The 9992-nt window shown below is 62.5% G+C and carries 9 protein-coding genes and 1 pseudogene; all 10 read right to left on the bottom strand.

The window, feature by feature from the left end:
• Nucleotides 1-1243 (bottom strand): VWA domain-containing protein (locus AAAB16_RS14685; RefSeq protein ID WP_340663980.1); only part of this gene is annotated, 1243 nt, incomplete at its 3' end.
• Nucleotides 1243-2238 (bottom strand): VWA domain-containing protein, encoded by a 996-nt coding sequence (locus tag AAAB16_RS14680; RefSeq protein ID WP_340663979.1) that lies wholly within the window; start codon nt 2236-2238, stop codon nt 1243-1245. The genes AAAB16_RS14685 and AAAB16_RS14680, both read right to left, overlap by 1 nt.
• Nucleotides 2225-2722, bottom strand: a complete 498-nt coding sequence (locus AAAB16_RS14675) for a DUF4381 domain-containing protein (RefSeq protein ID WP_340663978.1) — start codon at nt 2720-2722, stop codon at nt 2225-2227. The genes AAAB16_RS14680 and AAAB16_RS14675 overlap by 14 nt, the downstream gene beginning before the upstream one ends.
• Nucleotides 2719-3660 (bottom strand): DUF58 domain-containing protein, encoded by a 942-nt coding sequence (locus AAAB16_RS14670; protein ID WP_340663977.1) that lies wholly within the window; start codon nt 3658-3660, stop codon nt 2719-2721. The genes AAAB16_RS14675 and AAAB16_RS14670 overlap by 4 nt, the downstream gene beginning before the upstream one ends.
• Nucleotides 3661-3662: 2 nt before the next feature.
• Nucleotides 3663-4640, bottom strand: a complete 978-nt coding sequence (locus AAAB16_RS14665) for a MoxR family ATPase (RefSeq protein ID WP_340663976.1) — start codon at nt 4638-4640, stop codon at nt 3663-3665.
• An 86-nt stretch (nt 4641-4726) separates the two neighbouring features.
• Nucleotides 4727-5761: a hypothetical protein gene (locus AAAB16_RS14660; protein WP_340663975.1), complete on the bottom strand. Its 1035-nt coding sequence runs from the start codon at nt 5759-5761 to the stop codon at nt 4727-4729.
• A 6-nt stretch (nt 5762-5767) separates the two neighbouring features.
• On the bottom strand, nt 5768-6673 hold the full coding sequence (locus AAAB16_RS14655) for a transporter (RefSeq protein WP_340663974.1): 906 nt from the start codon (nt 6671-6673) through the stop codon (nt 5768-5770).
• Between the two features lie 18 nt (nt 6674-6691).
• Nucleotides 6692-8086 carry a DUF1254 domain-containing protein gene (locus AAAB16_RS14650; RefSeq protein WP_340663973.1) on the bottom strand — a complete coding sequence of 465 codons (1395 nt, stop codon included), beginning with the start codon at nt 8084-8086 and terminating at the stop codon, nt 6692-6694.
• On the bottom strand, nt 8083-9477 hold the full coding sequence (locus AAAB16_RS14645) for a DUF1254 domain-containing protein (RefSeq protein ID WP_340663972.1): 1395 nt from the start codon (nt 9475-9477) through the stop codon (nt 8083-8085). The genes AAAB16_RS14650 and AAAB16_RS14645 overlap by 4 nt, the downstream gene beginning before the upstream one ends.
• A 21-nt stretch (nt 9478-9498) precedes the next feature.
• Nucleotides 9499-9992, bottom strand: a pseudogene (locus AAAB16_RS14640) (hypothetical protein); the annotation flags it as partial.

The following is a 9992-nucleotide window of genomic DNA, read 5'->3' as shown; positions in this document are numbered from 1 at the left end:
AGAAGTAAGCCGGTGCGCTATTTAGCCGGGCGAAGCTGGCTAGGGCCAGGTCGTAATCGGCGGCTTGGTAGGCGGCAATACCTTGCCAGTACGGGTCATGGAAACGCGCGGCGGCTTCGGGCAATTGCCCATGCTCGAATGCCCAGCGGCCTTGTTGGTCGGGAGTAAAAAACGCATCCATGATCACCCCAGCCTCCGCCGGTGGCGGCGTTATCCACAGGCCGAGCAGCAGGGCGGCGGCCCAGTTAATGCTCCAGCCGCGGCGCACAGCTAACAACGCCAGCAGCGCCAGCGGCCAAGTCAGCCAATAACCGGCGTCCTTCCAGTGCACCTGGCGCCCGGCATCGGTGGCGTCTTGAAAGTGTTTTTGTGCATGCAGTTCCACCCAGTCGAGGTCATCGTCATTCAGGGTCAGGCTGCCCAGCGGCGCGTCGGCGGCGCTGGCGAGTTGTTTGAGCGCGGTTTGGTCGAAGCTACCGAGCACCGGGCGGCCAGTGCTGTCGGTGACAGCTTGGCCATTGCCATCGCGAACTATGCCGCCATTGGCACTGCCCACGGCCAATACCAGTACCTGTAGATCAGTGCCTTTCACGTGCTGGGGCAGGTCGGCAAACTGCTGGCTATCGGCACCATCGGTGACCAGCAACAGGGTGCCGGGCTCGGCGTGGCCGCTGGCAGTCAGCAGGCGTTTACCTTGCTCGATAGCGCCGATGGCGTCTTTGCCCGCGCGCTCGATCAGGCCTGTGGATAAGGCTTGGAGAAAGCCGTCCAGCAGCGCCGGGTCGTCGGTGGGCGGCAGCACCAAATGGGCGCTGCCGGCATAGGCGATTAAGCCGGTACGTGCGCCGGCGCGGCGCTGGATCAGGTCGTGCAGTTTGTGTTTGGCGGCTTGCAAGCGGGTGGGCGAGACGTCGCTGGCGTCCATGGAGGGCGATAGGTCGAGGGCAATAATCAGCGGTGCGCGGTTGTCCAGAAACGCGGGGCGGTCTTGCTGCCAGGTCGGCCCGGCAGCGGCCAAGCCACCCAGAATTAACACCGCGCCGGTGAGATGCACCGGGCGTATACGGTGCGGGTGCGTCGGCGTGATCAACAGGTGGCGCAGCAGGTGCGGAGCGATGCTCGCACCGAGGCGTCGCGCCACGTCCTGGCGGCGGCGCCAGAGCAGCACCAGGGCAACGCCCGCGACCATTAGCAGCAGCCAAGCCGGACGTAGAAAATGGAAGGCAGAGAGGTCGATTTCCATCAGCCCTCCTGCGCTTTTTGCGTGGCTGCAGCGACGTGGGCAACCGCCAGCGCCAGCAGGTGATAAGCCAATAGCAGCGCCAACGCTGCCCCCAGCGGCAGCCAGAACACATCACGCTTGGGCTGGTGGCTGAGTGTGTTCACCTGGTGCGGGGTGATGCTGTCCAGGGTGGCGTAGACCTGCTCCAGGGCCGCGCGGTCGTCGGCGCGAAACGACCGCCCGCCAGTTGTGCTGGCGATCTGTTGCAGGGCATTGAGGTCGACCTTGGCCTCGCCGTCGGCAGTCGGGTCACCAATGCCGATGGTGTGAATCACAATGCCCTTGGCCGCTGCCAGCTGCGCGGCGTGGTCGGGGGGAATGGCGCTGCTGGTGTCGTTGCCGTCGGTGAGCAGAATCAGCACTTTGTCCTGCTCTGGGGCGTTGCTCAGGAGCTTGATGGTCAGGCCGATGGCATCGCCAATCGCCGTGTTCGGCCCGGCCATGCCGATGCCCACTTCCTCCAGCAACAGGCGCAGGCTGCTGTGGTCGAGGGTCAGCGGCGCCTGAGCAAAGGCACCGGTGCCAAACACGATCAGGCCCAGGCGGTCGTCTTGGCGTTTGTCGATAAAGCCGCGCACCACGTCTTTTACCGCGCTGAGGCGATCAGTGGGTTGGCCGGCGGCGTTGGTGAGGTCAGTGGTTTGCATGGATTGCGAGATATCCACCGCCAGCATGAGGTCGCGCGTTGGCGCGCTGTGGGTCAGTGGCGGCTCGACCAACACCGGTCGCGCCACGGCCAGCACCAGCAGTGCCCACACCACGCTATTGAGCAGCAACTGCCAGCGGCTGCCTTGCACATTCGCGGCGCTGGGCACCTGGCCAATGGCCCGGCTCATGGCGGCGAAAAACGGCACGCGCAGGGCGCTGCGTCCTTCCTGGTACGGTGCCAGCACGCGGTAACCCAGCCAAGGCAGCGGCAGCACCAGCAACAACCAGGGGTAATCAAGCTGCCACATCGTGTGTCTCCACCCAGCGCCGTGCCCGGCTAAACAGTGCGCGGCCTAGTTCGTCGGGCATCGCTTGCAGGTGGCCGGCAGGGGCATAGGCCAACTGCGCCAGCTGGCGGCTAAAGTCCGAGGGCAGGGGCTCGCGGCTACGGTCTTGGAGAAAGGTTTGCCAGTGTTCGCCGCTCAAGCTGGCAGCCGAGGCGTCGCCGGGGATCGACAGTGCCACCCGTTTAAGCAGCGCGGGCAGTTCCCGCAGGGCTGCCAAGCGCTGTTCACCCGTGCTGAAAGCGCGCTCCAATTCGGCCATCCGCAGCAGCGCCTCACGCCGATACCGGTTACGGCGCCAGTGCCAATAACGCCAGGCACTGAACGCGGTGAGGGCGATCAGCAGCGCGGCCAATAACACCAGCCAACCCCAGGTTTGCGGCATATAGCTAACCGGCGCCGGCAGGGCAATTTCCTTGAGTTGGCTGATATCCGGCGCCGTGCTCATCGCCCACCTCGCCCCAGTTCGCGGCGCAGCTGTGGCAGGCTTTCTTCGCCGCTGCTGAACAGCATCAACGGCACCTGGCTGCGGCGCAGCAGGGTGGCTACGTCGTGCAAGCGCCCGGTTAAAAAGTCGCTCAAGGGCTTACGCACCTGCTGGCGCCCGACCGCCACGTCTACTTGCAACTGGCCCTGGGTGACCCTTACCCGGCCGCTATCCGGCAGCTTGAGTGCCAGGGGGTCGAACACCTGCATGGCCACCACATCGTTATGCGCCGAGAGTTCGCGCAGCAGCTGCAAGGTGCGCGGCCCGGCGCCGGCAAAGTCGCTGACGATGCACAGTAAATGGTCGTGCTTGGCCACGCCCAGGCAACGGTGCAGCACCAGGTCGAGCTGGGTTTCGCCCTCGGCGTCCGGGTTGCCAACATGCAGCGCTTGGTTCTGCCGGGCGATGCTGGCGCACAGCTGTTGAATGCGCGCACGGCTGCGCAGTGGGGCGATGGCGTCGATGCGCTGGTCGTTAAACACCAGGCCACCGACGCGGTCGCCGGCCTGGAAAGCCATCCACGCCGCCAGCGCGCCGAGCTCGGCGGCGGTGACCGACTTAAAGCCGCGCGCGGAGCCAAAAAACATCGCCATGCGTTGGTCGACCACGATCAATGCCGGGCGGTCACGCTCTTCGCTGTAGCTGCGGATAAAGGGTTTGCCGGTGCGCAGCGAGGCGCGCCAGTCGAGGTGGCGCAGGTCATCACCCGGCTGGTAGCGGCGCAGCTCTTCAAAATTCAAACCGCGCCCGCGCAAGCGCGAGGCATGGGCGCCGGCGAGAATGCTGGCCAAGGGTTGCCGGGCGGCAAAGCTCAAGCCCCGGGCTTTAAATTCCAGGGCCATCAGCTCGGCCAGGCCGGTGTATACCAGGCCGTCGACGTCCAAGGCCGGCGTGTTCATGGCTATGCCGGAACCGCGACGCGGTCGAGCAGGCGGTCGAGCACCTGGTCGGCGCTGATGCCATCGGCCACGGCGTCGTAGCTCAGTTGCAGGCGATGGCGCAGCACCGGGTGCAGCACCGCGCGTACATCGTCGGGGCTGACAAAGTCCTGGCCCGCCAGCCAGGCATGGGCGCGCGCCGTGCGGTCAAGGCTGATGCCGCCGCGCGGGCTGGCGCCGATTGATAACCAGCGGCCGAGGTCGGCGTCGTAGTCGCTGGGGTGGCGGGTGGCATTGATCAGGTCGATCAAATAGGTGTCGATGGCCGGCGCCACATGAATGGCGGCCACCTCGCTGCGCGCGGCAAAAATTACCCTTTCCTCCAGGGTAAAGGGCGGGGCGCTACTGCGGCTGCTGCCGGCCTGTTCCTCTTCGCGCAGCAGGCGCAGCACCTGGCTTTCGTCGGCGGGCTGGGGGTAGTCGAGCAGCACCTTCATCAGAAAACGGTCCATCTGCGCTTCCGGCAGCGGGTAGGTGCCTTCTTGCTCGATGGGGTTTTGCGTGGCCAGCACGCAGAACAGCGGCGGCATCGGGTGGCTGCTGCCGGCCACGGTGATTTGCCGTTCTTCCATGGCTTCAAGCAACGCGGCCTGGACCTTGGCCGGGGCGCGGTTGATTTCATCGGCCAGAATCAAATTGCCAAACAGCGGGCCGGGTTGAAAGCGGATCTGGTTCTGGCCGTCCACCTGGTGCAGCACCTCGGCACCGGTGATGTCGGAGGGCAGCAGGTCGGGGGTGAATTGAATCCGGCTCATGGTGGTGTTCAGGTGCTTGGCCAGGGCTTTAACCGTGCGGGTTTTCGCCAGGCCCGGCAGGCTTTCCAGTAGTAAGTGGCCGTTGGCGAGCAGGCCCAGCAGGATTTGGCGAATCACCTCTTCCTGGCCGAGTACGCTTTCGGCGATGGCAGCCTGCAGGGCGAGGATGTCGTTGCGTACGGTCATGCGGTACTCCTTTGCTGCGTGCGCTTGCCGGGACATCGCGCGGTGCGCACAGCACACCCTACGAAGAGCGCATCCCGTTCAGGCGGCTAAAACATAAAGGTTGGAATCACCGGGGTGAGGTTCAGGCGGAAATTCCAGCGGCTGCTGATCTGGTCGTCGGGGTGAATCACGCTGTACTGCAGCTCCCCAGAGATGCGTACCGGCAATTTGCCGAAATTAAAAATGCGCCCGGCGCCGATGCCGATGGGGAACGTCACCTTGTTGCCGCTCTTGGCTTCCCAGTTCACCGTCACGTTGGGGGTCATGCCCACCCGCCACTGCTCGGGGCCGGGTATCACTTTCTGGATGAAATACTGGATGTTGGTGAGGCTGACGTCCTTGCGCTCGCTGTCGCCGCCCACCGACCACCAGTGCTGCGGGAAGACGCCCAGGGTCCAGTCCTCGCCCAGGTACGCCGCCACAAACGCTGGGCCCATGGAGTACTTGCCGGTGCCGAGCACATCTTCCTCGGCGGTGGGGAACATCACCGTCGGCCCCACGCCCCAGACCAACTTGCCGCCGCCAGCGAAATGCACCGGCTGCTTGGGTGAGAACACGCCGACATAGGTGAGGTCGCCAAAGCCGCTGGTGCGGTCGAAGGGGTCCTGCACCACGCCGGGGAAATCCGGGTTGCTGAGAATTTCCCCGGCGCTATGGCCGATCAATTCGCCAGCATCGCGGTTAACCGGCGCGCTGATATAGGTGATGGGTATGCGGCTGATCAGGTTCCAGTCTTCGCCGATAGAAACCGGAAAGGTCGGCATAAAGCTGTATTTGCCCAGGTAGCGGGTGCCGTTGCTGTTGGGGCCTTTGAGGGCGGTGTAGTCGAACTGGTTGGTGAGCATCACCAGGTTGCCGACCGGGTTGTCCATCAGCTTGGCAATTTGCGCGGTGGACGGCTCGCAGCCGGCCTTCACCACTTCTTTAAGGTCGATATCAAAATTCTGCTGCAGCTGCTGGCAGGTCGCGTTGTCGGCCTTGCCGGACGGCACTGCGCCGAGGGCCGGCAAGTTATCCGCCGCGCCTGCCGTGGTGCTGGCCAGCAACATGGCCACGCTGCTGTACTGGGATAGGCGGCGCATTGCCGTTTACCACACGTACTGCAAGCGCACGGTCCAGGTATTGGTGTCCGCCGAATCGCGTTGTGGCTCATAGCTGTCGGCATAGGCCACCAAGCCGCCAAAGTTGGGCGACAACATAAAGCCCAGGCTGGCGCCGAGGGTTTTGTTTTCCTGTTCGTTGTCTTGCGTGGCGCCGTTGATTTTGGTCTCGCCGCCCTTGGCGTAGGTGCCGTCCAGCGACACCCACAGGGCGCGGTTGATGGTGTAGCTGTAGTGCGCCTCAAGGGTGCCGAGCGGGCGCTGTTCCAGTTTGTTGCTGCCGATGTAGTCGTCGTTATCGCCATAGAACGAGGCGTAGGCGTTGATCTCCAGCCAGGTCGGGCCGAACGGTGTGCCAAAGGCCAGCTCCGGTTTTACCACCCAGCGATTGGCGCCGATGTTGATGATCTGGTCCTTGTCGTAATCGCCGGTCGGCGCGGTGACATACAGGGCGTAGGAGAGAAAGGTTTCCGGCTGCCAGGTGGCAAACTCCTCTTTGGTTACTGCTGGGCCGCCAAAAATATTGCTGGCAAACACCGCCGTGATATCGCCCATGCCGTTGTCTTCTTTTTTGCCATTGAGCAGCACGGCGTTATCCAGCTTTACGTCGACATCGGCATAGGGAATCAGCAACTGGAACGCGGCATTGCGGTCGCCCAAAGCAAAGCTGCGCGCCAAGCGCAGGATGTACACATTGGCATCCACCGACAGACCATCGAGCGGGAAGGAGCTGTCGATTGGCGTGTTGGAATTCACCAGGTTCCAGTAACCAAACACGAAATTGGTATCGATGGGCGTGTTCTGCCAATCGCGGGCATTGTCGGCGCTGGCCAACAGCGGGCAGGTGGCCAGAGCGACTGCACTTGCGCCACACAGCAATGAGGTTTTACGCATAACGGTGCTCCCGAAGGCTTAGTCGGTGACGGGGGTAAGAGGCGGAATTTTCCATTCGCCACTGGCCAGTTGCGGGCTAGGTAAGTACAGGCGCAATACGCCGTAGAACGGGCCGCTTGGCGCCGGCAGCCAATTGCTTTCTTGCTCTTTGCCGGGCGAGCTGTGTTGCACATACAGGGTCAGGCCGCCGTCGGGGTCTTTCTTCAGGTCAGCCAACATCCGTGAATTGATCAGGTAGCGATTGAGCGGGTTGTCCACCAGCAGCTTGGTTTTGCCGTCATACATGGTCAGCGACCAGAACGCCTTGGCGGGCGGCAACTGGCCGGGCGGGAAATGCAGCGTGTAGCGGGTGCTGGCGGCGTTCACTGGTTTGCCGCTGTTGTCGACGAAGTAGCCGATGTAATTCGCCTCCTCGGCAGAGTTACCGAAGATCCCCATATTGGCGCCGGCATAGCGGTACAGGTAGTTGTTGTTCAAGTGCTGGCGGCTGCCGAACAGATCGCCGCTGCTGACTTGGTGACTGTCCACTTTGGCTTTTTTGAACGCCGCAAATTCGGCCTTGCCATCGGCAATACCGGCCGTCAGGGCTTGCGCCTGCTCCGCCGTAAGGGTGTGCTCGTCGAACGGTAGACCGGGGCCTACGCCTATCTTGGCGAAGCGCTCAATCACCGCGGCTTCGCTGGGCACCGTGGGGGCAAAAGCCAGCATAAAACTCAGGTAGCGAAACAATGCCGGTGTTTCGCTCATATTGGCTTCTGGAGCCGGCCAATCGACTGGGCGGGCCGGGGCGGGCGCGGCGCTTTGGCGAAACGCGCTAAGGGTCTTCACGCCGTAGCCCTGCTGGATTTTTTTCACCTGCGCCAGGTCTTTTTCGTTGAACAGCTGGGTGCGGTACAGGGCGTAGGCGATAGTGCTTTCGCAGTGGATAACCCCGTCGATCCCGGTGGGTTTTTCACCCTTCCAGCCTGGCCCGGCGATCAGGTAGCTACCGCCTTTGTTGCTGGTTTTGCGGGTACCGAGGTAATCGAAATTCTGCGTGTACAGGTCGATCAACTGCACCGAGTAATAGCGCCCTTCCTCGATGGCGGGCAAGGTCAGCACCACCGGTTCGGCGCGTAAATCCAGCCACACAAAGGAGTACGGGGTGTCGGAGTTCGGGGTGACGAAGGCGGTGTCTTTGGGGGTGAAAATATTTGCCGTATTGCCGATCTGATTGAACGGCGCTTTGAAGTTCGGGCCGCCCTTATCCACCGCCTGGGTGTAGAGGGTTTTGTACATTTCCACCACCGGGAAGCCATACAGGTAGGCCTCTTTGGCGATCGCGCGGGCCTCAGTCGGACTGGCGCTAAAGGCTGCGTGGGCGTTTGCGGTTACCAGGCTTAAAAGCCCGGCACAGAGTAGACGGACGTTCATTTAGCCACCTCCACCACTGGCGACTGCCAGCGGTTTTCCAGCAGCTCGGCCTTGGGCCAGTAGTAGCGCATGGTCAACATAAACGGCCCTTTGGGGGCCGGCAGCCAGTTGGCTTCCAAGTCTTGGCCGGGGGAGTCGGCCTGGATATACAAGGTCAGGCCGCCGTCGGCGTCGCTCTTCAGGTCGGGCAGCATCGGCGAGTTGATCAGGTAGCGGTTCAGCGGGTTTTTCACCAGTAGCTGGCTGGGCAGGTCGTACATCGTCAGCGACCAGAACGCATTCACTGGCGGCAATTTCCCGTTGGCAAAACGCAGGGTGTAGCGGTGCTTGCCGCCGTCCAGCGGCTGGCCGTTGGCGTCTTTTTCGTAGATGGGGTACAGCGCTTCTTCGCGGGAGTTGGCGCCGATGCCCACCTGGGTGCCGGTGGCGCGGCGCAGGTAGTTGTTGGCGAGGAAGGCGCGGTCGCCAAACAGGCTGTCGACCTTGCCGCCCAGGGACGCGCGGTAGTCATCGATCGCCTTTTGGCCGTCGGCCATGCCTTCTTGCAGCGCCTTGAGCTGGTCGGGGGAACGCTGGCTTAGGTTGAACGGTTTGCCCGGCTCAATACCCAGGCTGGCAAAGCGTTTGCGCAGCGCCACTTCGCTGGGGTGGGCGGGTTCGGCAAATTGCAGCAAAAAGGCCAGCTCATTAAAAAACTGCGCCGAGGTGCGCGCCTCTTTTGGCGCCAGGGCGGGAAGCCAGGCCACATCGGCGGCGGGCTTGGCAGCGGGTTTGTTGAGGAATTTAGAGAGCGGCTGTACCTGATAACCAGCCTGGATTTTTTTGACGGTGTCCAGGTCCGCCGGGTTGAACAGTTGGGTACGGCCGATGACGTTTACCAGGGAGGTTTCCGAGTGAATCACCTGGGTGATGCCTGCGGGTTTTTCGCCCTTCCAGCCAGGCCCGGCGATCAGGTAATGGCCGCCGTCGTTGCCGGTGGTGCGGCTGCCGATATAGGCGAAGTTGAAGGTAAACAGGTCCATCAGCTGGAACACGAAATACCGGTCTTTCTCCATTTTCGGCACGCTGATTACCTGCGGTTCGGCGCGCAGGTCCAGGCCGATAAAGGTATAGGGCGTGTCAGAGTTGGGGGTGACAAATGCGGTGTCGGCGGGAGTGAACACCCGCGCCACGTTCAATACCGAGTTAAACGGTCCTTTGTACTGCGGGTTGCCTTTGTCGATGGAAAAGGCGTGCACGGTGCCATACACGGAAACCATGGGAACGCCGTAGATATAGGCGTCTTTGGCGATGGCGCGGGTTTGCTCGTGGGTCGGTTCAGCGCCCTGGCTGGCAAGGCTGAAGGTTACAACGGCAAGCATGGCCAACGGCCGGAAATTCGCAGGACGCATGGCAACTCCTTAGTGCTTTGATTATTTACCCAAGGTGATATTCAGCCCGGCGAAAACCGTGAATTGTGGTACGCCAGGGCCTTTGTGGTCGACGGTGTACTGCGGCTCGACAAAGGCGTTGTAGATGTTGCTGCCGCCCTTCCACGCCTTGCCCACGCCGAAGCCGATGGGGATGTAGTGGCTGTTGTTTTTCAGGTCGAAGGTCCACGTACCGGTGGAGCGCAGGTACCAGCCCTTGGGCAGGTTATGGATTACAAACGGCTGCAAGGTGGCGGTTTCCACATGCTCGCGGTCGTCGTCACCGGCAAAGGAGCTTTGGTATTGCACCAAGGCGCCGAGCAGGCCGCGTGGCGAGGCGTCGATGGCAATTGCGGCCAAGCCCGCCTGCCATTTGCCGGTGCCCAGCTCGTCATGCTCGGCGGTGGGCGCGGTAATTTGCGGGCCGATGCCTAACTGCACGCCCTCGGTTTTCAACAGGAAAATATCGAACAGATTGAGGTCGCCAACGCCGGTGC

The organism is Pseudomonas sp. (assembly GCF_037994325.1).
In the GTDB taxonomy this organism is placed as follows: Bacteria; Pseudomonadota; Gammaproteobacteria; order Pseudomonadales; family Pseudomonadaceae; genus Aquipseudomonas.
This window is presented reverse-complemented; position numbering and strand designations above follow the sequence as displayed.